Below are 18710 nucleotides of genomic sequence, written 5' to 3'. Positions count from 1 at the left end.
CCCCCACACGACAACAGGCGGTGCCCCGAACCAGGGCACCGCCTGCTGTCGTTCTCCGACAGAAGATCCGTCACCGGAGAGAATCCGAGGCCCGCTTCCAGGCCATCCGCTCCGGAGTGACGCCGAGGGTCAGCCGCAGGTCAGCAGGCCCGCCTTCTCCTTGGCGTTCAGCACGCGGTGGACACCAGCGTCGACCTGCTTGCTGACTGTGGGGCTCTGCCGCGCGCGACTCTGCACCGCCTTGACCATCGCCGGGATCAGGTTCGGTTCGACCGTGAGGACGACGTCGCCACCGGCCGACAGGAACCTCACGGCGCGGTCGCCGGGGGACACCGACTTCACCGCCACCGCGTTGCCGAGATCATCGGATATGACCACGCCCCTGAAGCCCGAGGTCTTCCGGAGCAGATCCTGGATCACCTTCGAGGAGAACGCCGCCCGGTTCTTCGGGTCGATCTTGCTGTAGGTGGCCGAGGAGATCATGACGAACGGTGCCCCGGCCTTGATGCCGGACTGGAACGCTTTGACGCTCGCGCTCCTGCTGGTCGTCACGGTGTCCACGACATTGGCCGTGGTGTCGGTGTTACCGCGTACGTATCCGAGCCCCGGGAAGTGCTTGAGCGTGGCCAGTACTCCGGACCGCGCGGAGCCCGCCAGGAACGCATCACTGTGAGGGGCGACGACCCCGGCGGTGTGCCCGAACTCGCGGTCGTACCTGCCGATGGGAGCGTTGCCCCGGCCCAGACTCGCCGGCACGACATCGGCGACGGGGGCGAGGTTGAGGTTCACGCCGGCCGCCTTCAGCTCCTCGGCCCAGACGGCGGCCTGCCCGGACAGCTTCGACGTCGTCCAGCTTCCCTGCTTCAGTGCGCTCGGGATGGTCGAGAAACCGGGGCCGGACAGCACCTGTACCTGGCCGCCCTCCTGGTCGGTCGACACCAGGAGACCCACGCGGTGCCCGGCCACGGTGTCCGCCTTGGCCTGCAGGCCGCTGACAAGGCTCTTGGTGGCCTTGGTCCCCGCCTTGCTCCGACCGGCGAGGAACACCGATCCGACGTGGTACTGACGCATGATCTGGATGCGCCTGCTGTCAGGGGCGGACGGCTTGACCGAGCCCATGAAGAGCTGACCTGTTCGCTGGGAAGCCGTCATGGTCCTGAAGGTCCTGTCGGCGCACGTGTTCGACGCGGACCTGGCTGAGGTCCCGGGCGGATCGACAACGGCGGCCCGTGACACCGCCACGCTTCCCACCCCCGCCACCGCGAGCGACAACGCGAGGGATGAGGCGAGCCGGACAGGACGCCTGATGCTGGAGCGACGAGCGCGCGATCGGCGTGTTGCCATGAGATACTCCGACTGTGCCTGCTGGCGGCCGTGTACGGACGCCGGGCGGATGACTCGATTGCCATGTCCATGGTATCAACACACGGGCACGCCGTCGGATTCGCAGCTGGCAGAGCCGCGAGGAACCCACGCTGAAGGCGTCGCCGCAATGCTGCCGGCGGCCTGTGCCGGCGCTGGGGGACCACCGCGCCGGGAGGCCGCTGAGGCCGGAGATCAGCCCGGAGTGGAGCGCCGCGCTCGTCCAGCATCCGCTGCTGGTGACGGTGGCCGATCCCCTCGTCCCGATCACGATGGCAAGGGGCGAGCATGACCACGATCAGGCACACCGCGAAGGTCAGTCCCGCCGCCGCAGCCGGCGACGATGACGGCGACGGCGTCGCCTGTCCAGCGCGTGCCGTCCGGGCCCCCGAGATGGGCGCCGGACGAGGCAGCAGTACCGACCTGGGTGTCGCTCTAGGACAGCAGACCCGTGGCTCGCGCGAGCCGTTCGCCTTCTTTGAGGCGGGTGTGGGCCTCCTCGCCGAGGGCGCGCACCAGGCCGGCCACGACCGTCTCGATCACGGCCATGGTCGGCACCAGGCTGTCGTACGGGGAGGGGGTGGTCACCTGGGCGGCAAGCACCACCTCGGAATGGGCGGCGGCGGGCGACAGCCAGGGGTCGGTGAAGAGGACGACCCGGCCGCCCCGCTCGTGGAGCAGCTCGACGAGCGCCGCCTTGTCCGGCTCGTAGCGCCGGTAGTCGAAGACGACCAGGACATCACGGCGTCCCCAGCTCGTCATGGCCGCGGTCCGTTCCACGGTGCGCTCGGACAGCACCGAGACACCGTCGCGCAACTGCATCAGATGAAGCGCCAGATACCCGGCCAGGTGGGCGGTGAAGCGGCCGCCGGTGAGCGTGATCCGTCGCTTAGGGTCGCTCAGCAGCTCGACGGCGCGCTCCAGGTCATGCGGGGACAGTTCGTCGTAGGTCTGCGCGAGCGCCGCCGTGAAGACCCGACGGCCCTGGTTCAGCAGGCTCTCGTCGCCTTCCTGCTCGCTCGCTCCCCGGCCCGCCGCCTCGTACAGGGACAGGGGAGAGGCGCTGCGCTCCTCCAGCTCCGCGCGCAGACCGGACTGGAAGTCGGGAAAGCCCCGGAATCCGAAGCGCCCCACGAACCGCAGCACCGTCGGGGCACTGACCCGGGCCCGTTCGGCCACGACGGCCACCGTCTCGAAACCGGCGGCGGGGTAGTCGGCGAGGAGCACCCTGCCGACCCTGCGCTCCGCGGGGCTGAGTTCCCCCAGCTGCTGGCGGATCTGGTCGGCGAGGGTGCCCTTGGCCATGGAACGTTCCTTTGCGGGGTGAGCGGTGCGTCGAGACTAACGCTGCGGGCGTCGCCGGGTCAGTCGGTGCCGGCGTCGGAGTCGAGGTCCAGGCGCAGGTCCAGCAGCGTCTGCGGCGTGGTTCCGTCCGCGCTGAGCGGTCGGAAGCCGCGGGGTTCGGTCAGGGTGACGGTGAACCGGGGCCCGCTCTCGTACGTCGTCGCGGTGGCGGAGCGACGCGCGGAAGCAGCCAGTGCGCGGGCCGTGGTGCGCAGGCTGTACGGCGTGCCCGCGACGTTGTCGGGGGAGTAGAAGACGTCCGTGTTGGGCGGCACCGGTCCGTACGGGGCCGGGGCCAGCCGGCGCTTGCCCGGCGCGGCCACCTTTCCCGTGCGGGGGTCGTAGCTGTCGCCCGATGTCAGGTAGCTGTAGCGGGCGTTGTGCAGGTGCCAGCCCGCTGGCCCTTCTCCCTCGCGGGCGGCGGACAGGTTCAGGACGCTGACGCCCTGGCTGCCGATGACACCCACCCGCTCGTGCCCGCTGCCCGGACGGTCGACGACGAGGGCCGTGTCCTCGTCGAGGGCGTAGACGATGTCGTGGCCGGTGTCGGCGGCCAGGCGCAGCGCGCGCCCCTCGCGTCCCGTGGTCCCGGTGTGGGTGTCGAGCAGCCCCGAGCGCAGGAAGCCGAAACCGCCCCGGGGCAGATAGCCGAGGACGGTCGGGTCGTCGAAGTACCCGGGTCTGCTGCCGTCCCGCAGCGCCGGGTAGGAATCGCCGCCGGTGACCATGTCGGGGCCGGACGCGATCTGGGCGCCGGCGCTGGAGCCGGAGACCACGGCGCCGCCGGTCAGCTTGGCGCGGATCGCGGCGAGCACCTTGGAGTCGGTGTGCCGTGCGCCGTGCAGCAGCGTGGTGACGTACCGGTACTGATCGCCGCCGCCGAAGAAGAACCCGGTCATCGAGTTGATCTGCGTGACCACCGCGTCGGAGTCGGCGTTGGCGATGTGGTCCAGGTCCACCGGGACCCACTGGGCGTCCGCAGCCCCGTGGCGTCGGAAGAGATCCGCGTAATAGGCGCCGTTGCACTCGGAGTTGCTGCACTTGGCGGGATCGCCGGCGTCCGGGTCCTGACCGGGGGGCACGGACGCGGCGGTCAGAATGCCGATGCGGGCTCGTCCGGGGCCGCCCGCGCGGCGGACGATCTCCCCGTACACCCGGGCGTTGTCGTCCTTGAGGCCGCCGCCCACCAGGACGAGCGAGCCGGGACCGTGGTGCGAGGGCGCCGCACCGTACGGGACGGCGGGGGCCGGGCTCGCGCCGATCAAGCCGAGGCAGACGGCGAGACCGGCCGCGCCGACGGTGCGGCGGACGCCACGCGGCGGACGGTGCTTCGAAGGTGTGCTCATCGCGGAATGCTCCTGGGAAGAGAGGTGGGCCGCGCGCGCCGTACACGCGGGTCGCGCGGGGGCGATGGTGCGGGGGACGGTGCTTTCCCGGGCTGCCGCGCGTCGGCCGGGACGCGGGAGGGTCACGGACACGGGCCGCCGCGCGGGCAGGTCACAGGCGTGGGCCGCCGTGTGTGTCGCCGAACTCGGTGATCAGCGCGGCCAGGAGAGCGACGCGCCCGGGGACCGAAGACACGTCCAACCACTCGTCGGGTCCGTGGTCCCCGCCGCCCACGGGCCCGAGTCCGTCAAGGACCGGGGTACCGGTCCCGGCGATGATGTTCGCGTCCCCGACGCCGCCGGTCGCGGCCGTGCCGACCCGCAGCCCGAGCGCGGCTCCGACCCGGAGGGCCGTCTCGGCGAGCCGGCGGACCGGCGCCGTGTCCTCCATCGGCGGGCACACGTCCGTGACCTCCACCACCGTGCGGGTGCCGGGAACAGACGGTGTCCGGGCCAGGTCCTCGACCGCCCGGCGGCAGTCGTCGAGGCCGTGTGCGCTCGACGACCGGATCTCGACGTGCAGCTCCGCCTCGGCGGGCACGATGTTGGGCCGCGAACCGGCCCGTACCACACCGACGTTGACGCTCACGTCCGGGAACCGGCCGTTCAGGGCCTGGAGCGCGACCACGAGGTGGGCCGCGGCCAGGGCGGCGTGGGCGCCCCGCTCCGGTTCGATCCCGGCGTGCGCGGCGCGGCCGGTGACCGTGACGCGGAGATCGGCCACCCCCTTGCGGGCGATGACCAGGTCACCGTTCTCCCGCGCGCACTCCAGTGCCAGCGCGCAGTCGGCCGCGGCCGCGGCGGCCTCGGTCACCGGCCGGCTCACCGGTGACCCGATCTCCTCGTCGGGCGTCGCCAGCAGGACGAGTTCGGCGTACTGGTCCCAGCCGAGCGCGTCGAGCGCGTCGACGGCATGGATACCGGCGAGGAGGCCGCCCTTGTCGTCGCTCACGCCGGGGCCGTACGCGTGATCGCCCCCCAGGGTGAAGGGACGCGCCGCTGCGGTCCCGTCGTCGAACACGGTGTCCATGTGGCCGGCCAGGAGGATACGGCGCGCGCCGTCCACGTGGGCGAGCGCGCCCGCCCGGCGTGCCACGAGAACGTCTCCGGCGGCCTGCCCCGTGGGCAGCGTTCCCCCGGACAGCCGCTCCACGGTGAAGCCGAGCCCGTGCATGCGGCCCTCGACCCAGTCGGCGACGCGGTTGACGCCGTCGGCGCTGTACGAGCCGGAGTCCACCGCGACCAGCTGCGCCAGTTCGTCGAGATAGCGGGGGAGGGAGGTGCGGGTGTGCGCCAGCAGGCTGTCCGTGGTGGGACGGCCGGCGACCGGGGCGCTCACAGGACCTTCGACAGGAAGGCACGGGTGCGCTCCTGCCGCGGCCGGGTCAGTACGATCCGCGGATCGCCCGCTTCCACCACGACTCCGTCGTCCATGAAGACGGCGGTGTCGGCCACCTCGCGGGCGAAGCCGATCTCGTGGGTGACCACCATCATGGTCATGCCGTCCTCGGCCAGGGACCGCATGACGTCCAGGACATCACCCACCAGCTCCGGATCGAGGGCGGAGGTCGGCTCGTCGAACAGCATGAGCCGCGGCTTCATGGCCAGCGCTCGGGCGATCGCGACGCGCTGTTGCTGGCCGCCGGACAACTGGGCGGGGTGATGCCGCGCCCGGTCGGCGAGGCCGACACGGTCCAGGAGTTCCATCGCCTCCTCGCGGACCTGTGCCCGCTGCCGACGTGCCACCCGCAGGGGCGCCTCGGTCACGTTCTCCAGAGCGGTCAGATGCGGGAAGAGGTTGAAACGCTGGAACACCATGCCGATGGAGCGCCGGTGCTCCGCCACCTCGCGTTCGCGCAACTCGTACAGGCTGCCGCCGCGTTCGCGGTAGCCGACGGGCACTCCGGACACGGTCAGACGGCCGCCGTCGATCTTTTCGAGGTGGTTGACGCAGCGCAGGAAGGTCGACTTGCCTGACCCGGAGGGCCCGAGCAGGCAGCACACCTGACCGGGTTCCACGGTCAGGTCGATGCCCTTGAGCACCTCCAGGCGGCCGAAGCTCTTGCGCACGCCCTCGGCGCGCACCATCGGCTCGGCCCCGGTCGGTGTGGCGCCGTGCGCGGTCGGTGAGGCGGTGGTCATGCCGGACCCTTCGCTGTCTCGTTCGTGTCGGTCTGGGCGGTCGCGGGTCTGCGAGCGAGGACACCGCCGGAGAACAGGCGGGTCAGCGGTGACACACGGCCGGCGGACCGGCCGCGGCCGTAGCGGCGTTCCAGCCACGCCTGCGGCAGGCTCAGCAGAGTGACCAGTGCCAGGTACCAGAGGCTGGCGACCATGAGCATCGGGATGACCTGATAGTTCTGCGCGTACACGTCCTGGATGTTCGACATCAGGTCATGAGCGGCGATCACCGACACCAGCGCGGTCATCTTCAGCATGTTGATGGTCTCGTTGCCCATCGGCGGGATGATCACGCGCATCGCCTGCGGCAGAACGATCCGGCGCATGGTGAGGGCCGGCCGCATGCCGAGTGAGTGGGCGGCCTCGGTCTGTCCCGGATCGACGGACTGGATACCGGCGCGCACGATCTCGCTCGCGTAGGCGGCCTCGTTGAGACCGAGTGCCAGCAGCGCGGCGACCGACGGGGTGAGAAGGGCGTTGGTGTCCCCGCTGAAGAAGGTGATGTCGGTGAACGGGACACCGATCAGCACCTTCTTGTAGAGGGCGGCGGCGTACCCCCAGAAGATGATCTGGACGAGCAGCGGCGTGCCCCGGAAGACCCAGACGAACAGCGTCGACAGGCCGTACAGCACCGGATTCCGCGACAGGCGCAGTACGGCGAGCAACGTGCCCAGGACCAGGCCGAGCGCCATCGCGGCCGCGGTCAGCCACAGTGTGGTGGCCAGGCCGTCGAAGATCAGCCCCTTGAAGAGGTAGTCCCCGACGAGGTCCCAGTGCAGGTTGGCATTGCGTGCGAGTGAGCCGATGAGGCCGCCGACGGCCCACAGCGCGGCGAGCGCCGCGATCCAGCGGCCCCAGTGCCGGACCGGCACGATCCGAGGCTCGCCGGGCGGCGGGGCATCGGTGCGGGATGTGCCCGCGGTGACGGAAGCGGTGGTCATGATCAGTCCACCGCCGCGTTCTTCGTGGCGCTCTTCAGGGCGATCGAGGCGACCCCGTACTTGGCGTAGATCCTCTTCACGGTGCCGTCGTCGATGAGTGACTGCAGCGCCTTCTGTACGGCGCCGGTCAGCCCCGGCAGCTTCTTGGATATCGCGATGCCGTTGGGGGAGGCGTTGTAGCCGCCGGGCGCCCCGGGGTCCTCCACCAGGTCGAAGGCGTGGCCCGCGTCGGCGGTCTTCGCGGTCCAGCCGGCGGCGGGCTTCGTCAGGACCTCGGCGTCCACCTTGCCGGAGCGCAGCGCCAGTTGGGCGTCGGAGTCCTTCGGGTACGTCTGGATCTCCAGCTCCCTGCCACCGCATTCCTTCTGGTGGGCCTTGAGCAGCTTCAGCTGGTTCGTCGCGGCCTGCACGGCGACCTTGCGGCCGCACAGGTCGTCCAGCGTCGCGATCTTCTTCGGGTTGCCCTCGGCGACGAGAATCCCGGAACCCGACTGCGAGTAGTCGACGAAGTCGACGACCTGCTGACGTTCCTTGTTGTCGGTGATCGCCGACATCGCCGCGTCGAACTTGCCGGCCTGGATCGCCGGGACGATGCCGTCGAACTTCTGCGGGGTGAACTTGAGGGTCACGCCGAGCCGGGCTCCCAGCGCCTGCCCCAAGTCGTAGTCCAGACCGGTCAGTTCGCTGCCGCCCTCCTTCACGAACATCTCGAAGGGTGCGTAGGGCACGTCGGTGGCGACGCGCACGGTACCCGCCTTCCTGACGGGGTCCGGCAGCGAGGCGTGCAGCCGGGCGTCCTTCTTGACCGTGACCCCGGCGATCTTCAGTGAGGCGGGGGCTTCGCCGCCCGTGCCGCCGGAGTCGTTGCCGCATGCTCCGAGGAGACAGACGAGCGCTGTGGTGGCAGCGGCCGGAACGAGATGGCGCGATGCGGATCTGGAAGTCACGGAGGTCTCTCTTCGCTTGCGGCGGAGCCGGCGGGCTGTACGAGCACGGAAATTACATCCCGCATGCAGGTCTGCCTAGATGTAACGCTCGTTACGTTCGGATAACGCGCGGCAGCGACCGGCATGAAGCTCCATATGGCAGTCAGAACAAGGGCAACGCGCCGCTTCATCGCGCTGAGGCAAGAGATTTCCTCGATTACATATGGCGTCGACGAAGCCCGACTTGTATGTTCCGAGTTCGCCTCTGGACGTGATCGGCGTACCGACGCCGCGCCAAGAGGTGCGAGCGGAAGGAGACTCCGTGAAATCCCTCTCCGACGGCCGCGGTGCCCTGCGCACGGCGCTGCTGGCCTCCATACTCGCCCTGACCTGCGCGGGACTCGCGGCGCCGCCCGCCCAGGCGCGGGCCGACCGGGTCCGCCTGGGCAGCGCTGCCGACGCGAGCCGCGCCTCCTGGTCCGGCCCCGCCTTCACGATGAACGGCGACGGTGGTGTCGTCGCCGCGTCCATGGGCCGCGCGATCGACGCGGTCCGCGGCGGGAGCGGCAGCCTCGACGTCGTGGTCCTGGCGGGTTCGGCCCCCTCGTCCGGCAGCGCCACCCCCGAGTGCGACACCGTGATGGGTCTCCAGGGCGTCAACTCCTGTACGACCTGGACCCTCACCGCCACGTCGGACGGCAACAACGCACAGGTGAACCAGGACATCCGCAACGCGGAGTTCGTCTACTTCGCCGGCGGCGACCAGTGCCGCTACACGGCGTGGAAGGGCACCGGCCTCCAGGCGTCGGTCAGGTCCGTCGTCGCCAAGGGCGGCGGAGCCGGGGGCGGCAGCGCCGGCACCCACATCAACAGCCCAATCGTGTACGACGCCTGCAGGGGCAGCATCACCAGCAGTGAGGCGCTCGCCGACCCCTACGACTCGTACGCCACCTTCACCACCGGCATGTTCTCCTGGCCCCACTACGCGGACACCATCAACGACTCCCACTTCGTCGCCCGCGACCGGATGGGCCGTCTGATGTCCTTCACCGCGAGAGCGGTCAAGGACCGCCTGACGGCAGGGGGCAAGGCGTGGGGCGTGGGCGTGAACGAAGGCGGTGGCTCGCTCTACCTCGACGCGCAGGGCAGAGCGACGCTCTACGGCGCCGACGCCTACGTCGTCCTCGCCGACCACCAGCCCGAGAGGGCCGTCTCAGGCCAGTCTCTGACGTACAGGAACTTCAAGATCTGGCACCTGGAGCCGGGCGCCACGTTCGACTTCGCCCAGCGCCCCACCTGCGGCTACTACCTGCGCAGCGTCACCAACGGCCGTGCCGACTCCGGGCTGTACGACGGAACACCGCCGGGCTCATGCGGCTGAACGGCTGAGCACGTCGCCACGCCGCGGACCGCGCCTGCCGGCGGGGCACCGGCAGGCCGCGCTCCTCCCGGTGACCCGGAAGCGGGATACTCACCTACGAGTGCGCCGTCGACACCGAGTTCGCGCGGGCGCCGCAGAGCGCGCAGAGTCAGCTCAACCTCGCCCCGGAGCCGTGTTCGACGGCTGCGCCGTCATTCCGATCACGCGGTTGTCACATCCGGCTGCGATAATCGACCTTGTTCCGGCCGAGTGCGGCCGGAGCGCTTCGAGTACCGTCCGAGTGGGGGAGGAGGCCGTGGCGTCCATGTCGCGTCCACTGCGCAAGCTGGGGTTTCTGACGATCGGGCTGTTCGATCCGGCGGAGCCCGCCCGGGGTCACGCCGACACGCTGGAGATCATCGAGCTGGGGGAGCGGCTGGGTTTCGACAGCGCCTGGCTGCGGCACCGGCACCTCCAGTACGGCATCTCGTCGCCTGTCGCCGTGCTCGCGGCCGCCTCGCAGCGCACCCGGCGCATCGAGCTGGGCACGGCGGTGATCCCGCTGGGCTGGGAGAACCCGCTGCGCCTCGCCGAGGACCTGGCCACGGTGGACGTGCTTTCCGGCGGCCGCCTCAATCCCGGGGTCAGCGCCGGACCGCCGATCCACTACGACCAGGTCAAGGAGGCGCTCTACCCGGCCTCCGCCGAGGCGGAGGACTTCGGGTACGGGCGAGTGCGCCGGCTCCTCGACCTCGTCGCGGGTGAGCCGGCCACCAACTTCAAGGGCGCCGAAGGCTTCGAGGAGTACTCCGACACCGTCCAGCCGCATTCTCCCGGCCTCTCCCGACGCATGTGGTACGGCGGTGGCAGCCTGGCCTCGGCGCGCTGGGCCGGTGAGCAGGGCATGAACCTGCTCACCAGCAGTGTGGTCAAGGCCGAGGACCCCGACGCCCCGCTGGACTTCGCGGCGATCCAGGCGGCCCAGATCCGGGAGTTCCGCGCGCGGCACCCCGAGGGGGCGGCGGCCCGGGTCTCCCAGGGTCTGGTGGTGATCCCGACCGACTCCGCGACGGCCGGACAGCGGGCGCGGTACGCCGAGTTCGCCGCCGCCCGGCTGCCCCGCACGGCCTCACCGCAGGGTCCGGCGCGGCTGCTGTTCGCGCCGGATCTGGTGGGCACCAGCGAGGAGATCGCCGAGCGGCTGCACGCGCACGCGGGGTTCCGCGAGGTGGACGAGGTGGCGTTCGCGCTGCCGTTCACCTTCCGGCACGAGGACTACGTACAGATCCTCACCGACATCGCGACGAAGCTCGGCCCCGCGCTGGGGCGCCCTGACGGCGGACACCCCGGCGGCTGATCACCAGCGGCCGGGTCCGCTACCCGTCAGCGCATCGGACGACCTGCCGTCCACCCCGAGCCGGGGCGGTCCCGCAGAGACCTTGCCAGTGCTGTGACCGCCAAGGTTCGCCGGGTCAAGGACTTCCGCCGGTGCTGACGGTCTCGGGGTATCGAGGCGCAGGGTATCGAGGAGTTCCGTCCGAAGCATTTCGGTCTCGACGCGGAGGTCTGGTTCCTGGACGGGCACGAGCCCGTGGTGACGACGCTGGTCGCCCCGGTCGCATGGGACGGCGTGAGGGCCGGGGGAGTATGGCTGGACGAGTCGTACGTCGACACGCGGACCTTGATCATCCGGCGTTCGGTGCGGTCCGGGGGCGGGGTGGGCCTGTTCGAGACGCCTCAGCCGCGACCTGCCTCACCCGTCCACAACCTTCCTGGACATGACACCGGCACCTCCGTGCGCGCAGCCGTCATCGGTGTCGTCCTCGCTCAGGCGGACAAACGTCCCCCAGAGCGGATGAGCGGCTCTCATGAGGACGGCCTCTGGGAAGGCGGGTGCACCGCCGAAGGGGTCGTCATGCCGCGGTGATCGTAGGCGATGAGCGGGGCGCCGGTCAGCGGGTGCTCGATGACGGCGGTCCGCACGTGGAACACCTCGGCGAGAAGCTCGGGGGTGAGTACGGCGTGGGGTGTTCCGGAAGCGACGACGTGGCCCGCATGCAGGACGTGGAGCCGGTCGCAGACGGCAGCGGCCATGTTGAGGTCGTGGAGTGACACGAGGGTGGTCGAGGCGCGGGCTCGCAGGAGGGCGAGCAGTTCGCTCTGGTGGTGGACATCCAGATGGTTGGTGGGTTCGTCGAGAACCAGGACGTCGGGCTGCTGGGCGAAGGCGCGGGCGAGAAGCACGCGCTGGCGCTCGCCTCCGGACAGCTCGGTGAAGCGGCGTGCGGCGTGTTCCTTCATGCCGGTGTCCGCGAGGGCACGGTCGACGATGTCGTTGTCGGCGGCGTTGTCGCCTTCGAAGGCACGCTTGTAGGGCGTACGGCCCATGGCGGTCACTTCGCGTACGGTCAGTTCGGAGTCGTCGCCGCGTTCCTGGGGCAGGGCGGCGATGTGCCGGGCGGCACGGCTGGCGGTAAAGGTGGTCAGGTCGGCGCCGTCCAGCAGGACACGTCCGGCCCGGGGTTGCAGGTGCCGGTACACGCTGCGCAGGAGAGTGGACTTGCCGCTGCCGTTGGGGCCGACAATTCCGGTGATCTCGCCGTCGGCGGCGATCAACTGAGCGCCTGCTACGACGGTACGTCCGGCGTAGGCGACGTGCAGGTTCTGGATGTCGATCCTCACGTGGTGTCCTTCAGCTTTCCTTGGCCAGTCGGCGGTTGAGCAGGTAGAGCAGGGTCGGAGCGCCGATGAGTGAGGTGACGACGCCGACCGGAAGTTCCTGGGTGTCCAGTACGACGCGACAGACCAGGTCCACGGCGACGAGAAGGACAGCCCCGAAAAGGGCGGAGATCGGCAGCAGACGCCGGTGTTCCCCGCCGACGACGAGGCGGCACACATGGGGCACCATCAGTGCGACGAAGCCGATGGCGCCGGACACGGCAACGAGCACGCCGGTCAGCAAACTGGTGAGGGTGAACAGTTCCCGGCGCAGCCGGACGACATCGACCCCGAGGCCGGCGGCGCTCTCATCGCCCATCAGCAGGGCGTTGAGGGCGCGTGCACGGGCCTGAAGCAGCAGGAACACGACGGGAACAGCGACTGCTGGGGCTGCGAGGAGGGGCCAGGAAGCGCCACTGAAGGATCCCATGAGCCAGAACAGGACACTGTGAGTCTGCTGCTCGTCCTCACTCTGCAGGACGAGGTAGCTGGTGATTCCAGACAGGAACTGTCCGATGGCCACACCAGCCAGGACCAAGCGCAGGGGCGCGAAACGTCCGCCGCGCCGCGCGATGGCCCAGACCAGTGCGAAGGTGACGAGGGCTCCGGCGAAGGCGGCACCGGACAGGCCCAGGCCCAGGAATCCTCCGGTTCCCAGACCGAGGACAATGGAGGTGACGGCGGCCAGTGAAGCACCGCTGGACACGCCTAGGAAGTACGGGTCGGCCAGTGGGTTGCGCACCAGGGCCTGCATGGCGGTTCCCACGAGTCCGAGTCCGGCTCCGACGAGGGCAGCCATCAGGGCGCGCGGCAGCCGCAGCTGCCACACGATCAGGTCGTCGGTGCCAGGCCGGGCCGCCTCCCCGGAGAGATGGCGCCAGACGACGGCCCACACTTCGCCGGCCGGGATCGACGTGGAGCCCTGGGCGACGGCGGAGGTAAGAATCGCTATCAACGCCATCGCCAGGAACACCGCGAGCGGCCCCGCCGGCATCCGGCGGAGGGATCGCCACCCCTCAGCGCGGTCTTTCGTCGCACTCCGCTGGTCGAGCACGTCAGCGAACCTTGTCCGGATACAGGGCCTTGGCGATCTCCTCGACCGTGTCGGCGTTTGCCACGCCGGCGATCGTGGAGCGTTCCAGGCCGATGCGCAGCAGGTGTCCCTCCCGCACGGCCTTGAGCTCCTTAGTGGCGGCGTTGGTACGCAACCACGTGTGCGCGTCGTCGAACGCCCTCTTGTTCGCGGACGCGCTGCCGTGGTTGTGCACCGCGATCTGGATCCAGTCAGGGTTCTTGGCAACCACGTCTTCCCAGCCGACCTGACGACGGTCGTCGTCGCAGTCAGCGAAGATGTCGCGGGCTCCGGCCAGCGTGATGACGGCGTGGGCAATCTGCCGATTGCACACGACGGTGGGCTGTTTGGTCCCGGCATCGAAGTCGAACAGGAAGTACGTGGGCCGCCTGCTCATCGGCACGGTGCCGACCGCTTTCCGTACGGCATCGACCTTTGCGCGCATGCCGTCGACCAGGGCGCGGGCACGGTCAGCGGTTGCCGTGACGGCTCCCAGCGATGTGATGTCCTCTTCCACGGCCGCCAGGTCGGTCACGGGCCTGTCCGCTTTTGCGGCGCACGCCGTGGTCTTGAGCTGCAACTGCTTGATGCCTGCTGCGGCGAACTCCTTCTCGCTGGGGACGTCGCCCATCCCGCCGCCACCCATTTTCATGGCACCGAAGGTGTTGATGTAGAGGTCGGCCCCGGAGCCCAGCAGCTTCTCCTTGGGTATGACCGTGCGGCTGAGTACCTTCACCTTCTGCGCCTGTGCGTCCAGAGCGGCAGGCATCGTGCCTCGGCCGGGTGGCCATCCCGTGCCGCTCACTCTCGACCCCGCCCCCAGCCTCAGCAGCAGCTCAAGACTGGAGGCATTGCTTGTGACGATCTTGGCGGGCGCCTTGGCGAACGTCGTCGTGCTGCCGGAGCAGTCGCTGACCGTGACCGGAAAGCCCTCGGCGGCCTGCGTGCTGCCGGCAGTGCCGCTGTCACCGTCCATGCTGCCGGAGCATCCAGTCACAAGTAGGGGACAAAGCAGGGACATACCCGCCATCAGCGGCGCCCTCATACGCATCGGCTCTCCTCAGTGCTCCATGGCAAGCGAACGAACCGTCGCCGTACCTCACGAGTAGTCGCTCCACCGAGGCGGCTGGTTCCCGTCATCGCGGGAGTCCTGCTGCGAGAACCTGCGATACGCCGAATCGGTCGTTTCGAATGTTCCGAGACCCGTGCCGGCCGGGCAGGGGTCTCGGAGAAGGGAGATCAGGCGGCGTCTGTGCCGAGTTGCCGGGCAGCGTCGGCGGCATCGTGCAGCCAGTTCATTTCGACAAATCTGCCGTCGGTGACCCGGTACATCGTGTGCTCGACGATGCGAAACGAACGCCCGGTCGGCTTCACCCCCATCCACTCCTTCTCGGGGGTGCCGGTGTTGGTGACACGTGCTGCGATGCGTTCACCGTCGACGAGGAACTCGTCGAGCTCCCACCGAAAGTCCGGAACCGCCGCAACCGTGGCCTTCACGTTGGCGATCATCTCCTCCCGAGTGCTGACCCGGCCGTTCAGTACGACCTTGTCAGCCACGAACTTCTCGACATCGTCGTAGCGACGCTCATTCAGTGCGTTCCCGTAGCCGATGTAGAACTCGCGAAGATCGAAATCCGTCATGTTATCTGCCCTTTCGTGGTGCTGCGGTATGGAGTTCTGCTGGCGAGGGCGAAGACTTCTAGTCGTCCATGGGGCGTCCATGTGCACCGCGTTATCATCGGACCGCCTTTGCGGTTCTAGGAGTTAGGACCCTCAATGGCTTGCCTGCGCGAGGAGAAATTCACGGGCGAGCGGCACTCGGGCGATGCACGAAGTATTTGCCTCTCCCAGGCGACGACACAAAGGCGTCATGGGGAATACCGTTGAATGATGTGGCGAGAATCGCGAGAGCATCGCTTGACGGCGAATCCGAGTCCGCCCGATACATCATTATTCGGTGGTCGGCGCCCGGCAACCGCAGCGCCTCGTAGTGCAACTCCATCCTTCCGACCAAGGGATGACGGAAATTTTCCACGCCAAATCCACAGTCGGTCACCGGATACTGCGCCCACAAACACGCGAAGTCTTCGCTTCTCTGTATCAATTCTCCGACGAGAGCGCTCAGTTGGGCATCGCCAGAATGAAGACTCGACGAGTACTGCAGGAAGCCGACCATCGACCTTGCCATCGCGGGCGGATCGGCGTACAGGTTCCTCGCACCCGGTTGCAAGAAGAACCGCCGTGACATGTTGATCCGTGGTCCGGCCTGCTCGGGGCGTTCGTACTCCAGGTCGTGCGCGAGGAGGAGATGGCCGAGCGGGTTCCATGCCAGTACGTCGTTGCGGTGATCGAGGATCACGGCGGGACCAGGTGCGTCTTTGACGAGCGCAACGGCTGTCCCGCGGGCGCCGTCGGCGGCTCGGTCGACATTGCGGGTCAGCGAGGGGCGAGCCAGGCGTTGCAGGTGAGCGTGCTCTGCGGCGGAGAGCTGCAGGGCGTGCGCGAGTGCGCCGATGACCTGCTCCGAGACGCTCTCGGCGCTTTCCGACTGCTCCAGCCGCGTGTAGTAGGCCACGCTCACACCGGCAAGCCGGGCCAGTTCCTCCCGGCGCAAGCCCGGCACGCGCCGGAGGCCGTACGACTGCACCCCGGCAACGGAAGGACTGAGTGCGGCTCGGCGGCTGCGCAAGAAGCTCCCGAAGCGCGCGGTGATCGCTGAACTTGCGGTGTCGTCTGAGTCCGGTGCCATAGGCCCACTGTCCCTCACTCACAGGCAGACTGAAAGTAGAGTGGGTGACCCTGCTGGTAGTACGCGCCGCTAGTGGTACGCAAGTCGGGGGCCTGGCCGTTCCACCTGGGCAGATCGACGCTGGCCGGCATGAACAATTCCGCCGAAGCCGCTGAGGCTTCTCCATCCGACGTGCCCGCCGAAGGGCGCTACCCGGCCGTTGCCTCGTCGCGGCAGCGGCTGGTGCTGGTGCTGCTCCTGGCATCGCAGTTCATGCTGTCCGTGGACTTCTCGATCCTGAACGTCGCGCTTCCGGACGTCGGGACCAGCCTCGGCTTCGCATCCTCGAACGTTCAGTGGATTGCCACGTCATTTGCCGTCTGCGCGGCGGGTTTCATGCTGCTGTTCGGGCGACTCGCCGACTATGTCGGTCGGCGTCGTATGTTCCTCATCGGGATGACCGTCCTTGCGGCAGCATCCTTGCTCGGCGGGTTCGCACAGTCCCCGGCCGTGCTCATCGTCGCCCGTGTCCTGCAAGGGCTTGCGACCGCGGCCGTCACTCCTGCCGCCCTCTCTCTTCTCACGGTCGCGTTTCCGGACGGCCCACTACGCCGTCGCGCCCTGGGGCTCAGTAGCGTCATGCTGATGTTCGGCTTTACCGCCGGCGCGATCCTCGGAGGGGTCCTCACGGATGTGCTCTCCTGGCGATGGGCCTTCCTGATCAATGTTCCCGTCGCGATCTTCGTTGTCGCGGTCGGGCCCTTCGTCCTCCGCGAGCCGGCGGAACGAGCGCTGGGGAAGCTTGACGCCAGAGGCGCCGTGCTGATCACCGCTGGCCTGATCGCGCTCGTATACGCAGCCACGCGTTTCGGTGCGGAGGGCGTCGGCGATGTCGTCGGACTCGTGCTTCTCCTGGTCTCGATCGTCCTCATCGGCGTGTTCGTCCGGGCGGAGGGACATCATCCGGCCCCGCTGGTCCCGATGTCGTTGCTTCGCCATCGCCTCGTGCTGTTCGGCCATGTCGCCGGCCTGGCCACCTTCCTCCTGGAAACCGGACTGGTGTTCCTCTCGACGATGTACCTGCAGAACATCATGGGTCTGAATCCTCTACAGACAGGACTTACATTCGGCGCTCAGGGTGTCGGCGCGATCATCGGCGGCACGTTGGCCCCGCGAATCATCGGAGCGAGCAGCGTTCGCTTCACAGCGGCCGCCGGGCTGACCGTGCAAGGAGGTTTCATCGCCACGCTTGTCCTCATCGGCCGGGGCGATGCGTCTCTGTGGCTCTTCGGGGCGGCAGCGTTCCTGCAGGCGATGGGTCACGTCTGTGCGGTCGTGGCGTTCATGGTGGCGGCGACGTCAGGGCTTGCGGATCGTGAACAAGGACTCGCCACCGGCATGGCCACAATGACTCAGCAGGTGGCCATCGCGCTCGGTGCGCCGGTCCTGTCCGCCATCGCGACCGCGGCGGGAGGATTCCACTCGTTGACCGCGCTGAGGACCGCTCTCGGTGTCGACGCCGCGCTTCTCGTCCTCGCCGCAGTCACTGTGGCAAGCAAAATGAAGGCCGACCATCGCGACCCAGCGGGCCCCCCAACGGCGTAGGTGTGTCCGTGCACGGCTATGCCACGTCGGCCGAATGCGGAGCCTGCCCGCCGACCGGCATCCGGTCCGCGCAACGCCGGCGAGTACGCCGTGGGGGAGAGGAGCAGCGACGGGAAGGTTCGCGAAGGTGTAGCAGGGCAGCGGCGGACGGCTTCTCGTGTCGGGAGGGGAGGCTGCGCAACCGCCCAGCCGGAAGCACCTCCGCCGTAAAGGGGGCGCGCGAGATGGGCCCCGGCGCTGTGGCGGCTTCCGGACCCCACCTCCGTTTCCGCCGCGCCTGCGCCATGCACTCGGAGCCACGCGCCGGCGGGACCAGGTGGGCAGTGGCCTCGGTCAAGGAGGCGCGCAGGCCGGCGCTCAAGGCGACGATCGCCTCGGGGAAGCAGTAAGTGATCGTCGCCGCGACCAGCTGACGAGTCCGCCGAGTCAGCGCATCGTGGCGAGCGGGGGAGAGACCGGGAGAGACAGGCGTCGGGGAGGCCATGGTCACCAGCAGCCCTGAGCTTGTCCCGCTTTGACGGACACCATCGGTGTGGTGGTCAGGCTGAGAGTGGGGTCTCGTGTCCGGCGGGACCGCGGTGGTCGAGGCTGCTGAGGAGCAGGTTCAGGTTGTGCCGGACCTCGATGAAACCGAAGTTCGCGGTGCGGGCGGCGGCCCTGCTGGGCCAGGAGTTCGTGGTGAGCAACTCCCTCTTTGCGGTGGCGAAGAACGAGGAGGGCCTCGGCGACGAGTTCGGTCCGCGGGTGGTCGGCTGTCACCCAGCCGACCACGCGACGGGAGGTGATGACGCGGCCGGCCTGTTCTTCGCGATGCCGGCGATCGGCTTCGCTGTCGTCACAGTCCTGCTGGTCGCTTCCACCTCGCCCGTCGACGACTTCATGCGCCGAGGGCCCTGCGACCCGCACGTTCATCCAGCATTGTGTCCGACGCGTCCGACGGTGCGTCCAACAGCCGTCAGCGACCAGGGGCGCACCCGCCTACAATCTTCTACCTTCAGGTAGCCTGAAAGATATGTGTTCACGACAGCGACCCATCGTGTGGTTGTGCCCATCGCCCCTACGAGGTACAACGCAAAGGTCACCCGCCA

General features: G+C 69.0%; 16 protein-coding genes. 4 read left to right on the top strand and 12 right to left on the bottom strand.

Features of this window, described 5'->3' with window-relative positions; genetic code table 11:
• Positions 1-129 precede the first annotated feature (129 nt).
• The 7 genes from ACFWN1_RS08495 to ACFWN1_RS08465 form a co-directional block, all read right to left on the bottom strand.
• Entirely contained in the window at positions 130-1152 is a 1023-nt protein-coding gene (locus tag ACFWN1_RS08495) for a glycoside hydrolase family 3 N-terminal domain-containing protein (RefSeq protein ID WP_384359358.1), read from the bottom strand.
• A 645-nt stretch (positions 1153-1797) separates the two neighbouring features.
• Positions 1798-2667, bottom strand: coding sequence for a MurR/RpiR family transcriptional regulator (locus ACFWN1_RS08490; protein WP_384359357.1), 870 nt, complete (start codon positions 2665-2667; stop codon positions 1798-1800).
• A 59-nt stretch (positions 2668-2726) separates the two neighbouring features.
• Positions 2727-4052 (bottom strand): cyanophycinase, encoded by a 1326-nt coding sequence (locus ACFWN1_RS08485; RefSeq protein ID WP_384359356.1) that lies wholly within the window; start codon positions 4050-4052, stop codon positions 2727-2729.
• 151 nt (positions 4053-4203) lie between these two features.
• Entirely contained in the window at positions 4204-5430 is a 1227-nt protein-coding gene (locus ACFWN1_RS08480; protein ID WP_384359355.1) for a M20/M25/M40 family metallo-hydrolase, read from the bottom strand.
• Positions 5427-6179 carry an amino acid ABC transporter ATP-binding protein gene (locus ACFWN1_RS08475; protein WP_384359359.1) on the bottom strand — a complete coding sequence of 251 codons (753 nt, stop codon included), beginning with the start codon at positions 6177-6179 and terminating at the stop codon, positions 5427-5429. The genes ACFWN1_RS08480 and ACFWN1_RS08475 overlap by 4 nt, the downstream gene beginning before the upstream one ends.
• A gap of 50 nt (positions 6180-6229) precedes the next feature.
• A complete protein-coding gene (locus ACFWN1_RS08470) occupies positions 6230-7213 on the bottom strand; it encodes an amino acid ABC transporter permease (RefSeq protein ID WP_384359354.1) in 984 nt (327 codons plus the stop codon).
• A 2-nt stretch (positions 7214-7215) separates the two neighbouring features.
• A complete protein-coding gene (locus tag ACFWN1_RS08465; RefSeq protein WP_384359353.1) occupies positions 7216-8160 on the bottom strand; it encodes an ABC transporter substrate-binding protein in 945 nt (314 codons plus the stop codon).
• Positions 8161-8461: 301 nt separating this feature from the next.
• Between ACFWN1_RS08465 and ACFWN1_RS08460 the strand changes: the two genes are divergently transcribed.
• Positions 8462-9520, top strand: coding sequence for a hypothetical protein (locus tag ACFWN1_RS08460; protein WP_384359352.1), 1059 nt, complete (start codon positions 8462-8464; stop codon positions 9518-9520).
• 295 nt (positions 9521-9815) lie between these two features.
• A complete protein-coding gene (locus tag ACFWN1_RS08455) occupies positions 9816-10856 on the top strand; it encodes an LLM class flavin-dependent oxidoreductase (protein WP_384359351.1) in 1041 nt (346 codons plus the stop codon).
• Positions 10857-11365: 509 nt separating this feature from the next.
• Here the strand turns inward: ACFWN1_RS08455 and ACFWN1_RS08450 are convergent.
• The 5 genes from ACFWN1_RS08450 to ACFWN1_RS08430 form a co-directional block, all read right to left on the bottom strand.
• On the bottom strand, positions 11366-12181 hold the full coding sequence (locus tag ACFWN1_RS08450; RefSeq protein WP_384359350.1) for an ABC transporter ATP-binding protein: 816 nt from the start codon (positions 12179-12181) through the stop codon (positions 11366-11368).
• Positions 12182-12191: 10 nt separating this feature from the next.
• On the bottom strand, positions 12192-13271 hold the full coding sequence (locus ACFWN1_RS08445; protein ID WP_384359349.1) for a FecCD family ABC transporter permease: 1080 nt from the start codon (positions 13269-13271) through the stop codon (positions 12192-12194).
• A 1-nt stretch (position 13272) separates the two neighbouring features.
• The gene (locus ACFWN1_RS08440; RefSeq protein ID WP_384359348.1) at positions 13273-14265 is read right to left on the bottom strand and encodes an ABC transporter substrate-binding protein; all 993 of its coding nucleotides are present in this window, start codon (positions 14263-14265) and stop codon (positions 13273-13275) included.
• Between the two features lie 263 nt (positions 14266-14528).
• Positions 14529-14930, bottom strand: coding sequence for an ester cyclase (locus ACFWN1_RS08435; RefSeq protein ID WP_384359347.1), 402 nt, complete (start codon positions 14928-14930; stop codon positions 14529-14531).
• A 160-nt stretch (positions 14931-15090) separates the two neighbouring features.
• Positions 15091-16038, bottom strand: coding sequence for a helix-turn-helix domain-containing protein (locus ACFWN1_RS08430; RefSeq protein WP_384359346.1), 948 nt, complete (start codon positions 16036-16038; stop codon positions 15091-15093).
• Between the two features lie 129 nt (positions 16039-16167).
• On the opposite strand from ACFWN1_RS08430, the gene ACFWN1_RS08425 reads away from it, so the two are divergent.
• Together ACFWN1_RS08425 and ACFWN1_RS08420 are read left to right on the top strand one after the other, a co-directional pair.
• Complete coding sequence (locus ACFWN1_RS08425; RefSeq protein WP_384359345.1) at positions 16168-17622, top strand: MFS transporter; 1455 nt, start codon at positions 16168-16170, stop codon at positions 17620-17622.
• 624 nt (positions 17623-18246) lie between these two features.
• Positions 18247-18624 (top strand): hypothetical protein, encoded by a 378-nt coding sequence (locus tag ACFWN1_RS08420; protein ID WP_384359344.1) that lies wholly within the window; start codon positions 18247-18249, stop codon positions 18622-18624.
• Positions 18625-18710: the final 86 nt, after the last annotated feature.

It is taken from the genome of Streptomyces sp. NPDC058459 (genome assembly GCF_042721685.1).
In the GTDB taxonomy this organism is placed as follows: Bacteria; Actinomycetota; Actinomycetes; order Streptomycetales; family Streptomycetaceae; genus Streptomyces.
This window is presented reverse-complemented; position numbering and strand designations above follow the sequence as displayed.

Excerpts from the sequence above, each read along its gene's own strand:
- ACFWN1_RS08495 (WP_384359358.1), bottom strand. The coding sequence starts at position 1,152 with ATGACGGCTTCCCAGCGAACAGGTCAGCTCTTCATGGGCTCGGTCAAG.
- ACFWN1_RS08490 (WP_384359357.1), bottom strand. The coding sequence starts at position 2,667 with ATGGCCAAGGGCACCCTCGCCGACCAGATCCGCCAGCAGCTGGGGGAA.
- ACFWN1_RS08485 (WP_384359356.1), bottom strand. The coding sequence starts at position 4,052 with ATGAGCACACCTTCGAAGCACCGTCCGCCGCGTGGCGTCCGCCGCACC.
- ACFWN1_RS08475 (WP_384359359.1), bottom strand. The coding sequence starts at position 6,179 with ATGGTGCGCGCCGAGGGCGTGCGCAAGAGCTTCGGCCGCCTGGAGGTG.
- ACFWN1_RS08470 (WP_384359354.1), bottom strand. The coding sequence starts at position 7,213 with ATGACCACCGCTTCCGTCACCGCGGGCACATCCCGCACCGATGCCCCG.
- ACFWN1_RS08440 (WP_384359348.1), bottom strand. The coding sequence starts at position 14,265 with ATGGACGGTGACAGCGGCACTGCCGGCAGCACGCAGGCCGCCGAGGGC.
- ACFWN1_RS08435 (WP_384359347.1), bottom strand. The coding sequence starts at position 14,930 with ATGACGGATTTCGATCTTCGCGAGTTCTACATCGGCTACGGGAACGCA.
- ACFWN1_RS08430 (WP_384359346.1), bottom strand. The coding sequence starts at position 16,038 with ATGGCACCGGACTCAGACGACACCGCAAGTTCAGCGATCACCGCGCGC.
- ACFWN1_RS08425 (WP_384359345.1), top strand. The coding sequence starts at position 16,168 with ATGAACAATTCCGCCGAAGCCGCTGAGGCTTCTCCATCCGACGTGCCC.
- ACFWN1_RS08420 (WP_384359344.1), top strand. The coding sequence starts at position 18,247 with ATGAAACCGAAGTTCGCGGTGCGGGCGGCGGCCCTGCTGGGCCAGGAG.